The sequence below is a fragment of the Mesorhizobium sp. M2A.F.Ca.ET.039.01.1.1 genome (assembly GCF_003998035.1).
In the GTDB taxonomy this organism is placed as follows: Bacteria; Pseudomonadota; Alphaproteobacteria; order Rhizobiales; family Rhizobiaceae; genus Mesorhizobium.
In genome coordinates this window covers 1-852 of the sequence record NZ_RZRY01001345.1, presented here as the reverse complement: position 1 = coordinate 852, position 852 = coordinate 1, and the positions used below count along the sequence as shown (strand labels likewise).

Annotated in this window: 1 pseudogene; it reads left to right on the top strand. The window is 63.4% G+C overall.

From position 1 onward, the window contains the following. Positions 1-633 (top strand): annotated as a pseudogene (locus EOA24_RS39770) (esterase-like activity of phytase family protein); the annotation flags it as partial. Between the last annotated feature and the right edge of the window lie 219 nt (positions 634-852).

Sequence of the window (852 nt, the reverse complement as noted above, 5' to 3'; positions counted from 1 at the left end):
GCGCTGGTCTATGACGCTTCCGACCTCGCTCACCTCAAGCTGGCGCATGAATATGTCGTGCCGCTGCCGGTCTTCAAGGATGCCAAGGGCAAGACCAAGGTCGCCGCGCAGAGCGAGATCGTCGCGCTCTCCGACACCAGCTTCCTGATGCTGGCGCGCGACTCGGGCAACGGCCAGGGCCTGAAGGGCGAAGAATCGGTCTATCGCAAGATCGAGATCGTCGACCTCTCCGCCGCGACCGACATCGCCAACGGTCCGTTCGATGCCGCCGACAAGCCGGTGGCGCCGAAGGGCGTGCTTGATCCGTCGGTGACGCCGGCCAAGCTAACCTCCTTCATCGACATCAACGACAAAGGCGAGCTCGGCCGCTTCGGCCTGCACAATGGCAAGCCGAACGACAAGGACAATCTCTCGGAGAAGTGGGAGGCGATGTCGCTGGCGCCCGTCGTCGATCCGAAGCTTCCCGACGACTATTTCCTGTTCGTTGCCAACGACAACGACTTTCTCACCCAGGACGGCTTCCAGGTCGGCGCGCCCTACAAGGCCGAGGACGGCGCCGATGTCGACACCACCTTCCTGGTCTATCAGGTCACCCTGCCTGGACTGTCCGGGAACAGCCTCGCCGCGAACTAGTTCTGCTTCAGCCGCACGCCGAGCGGGCATACGGCTGAGCGCGGAAGGGATGCATGAGCATCAGGCCTGCGATAGCATCGCGGGCCTGATTCATTTTCGGTGCTGCCATGGATGACGACAAGCCCGCTCGAAGGCGGACCCACGATCTGACCAGCGGGCCGATCCCGCGCACGCTGCTTTTGTTCGCGCTGCCGGTGCTGGGTTCCAACGTGCTGCAGT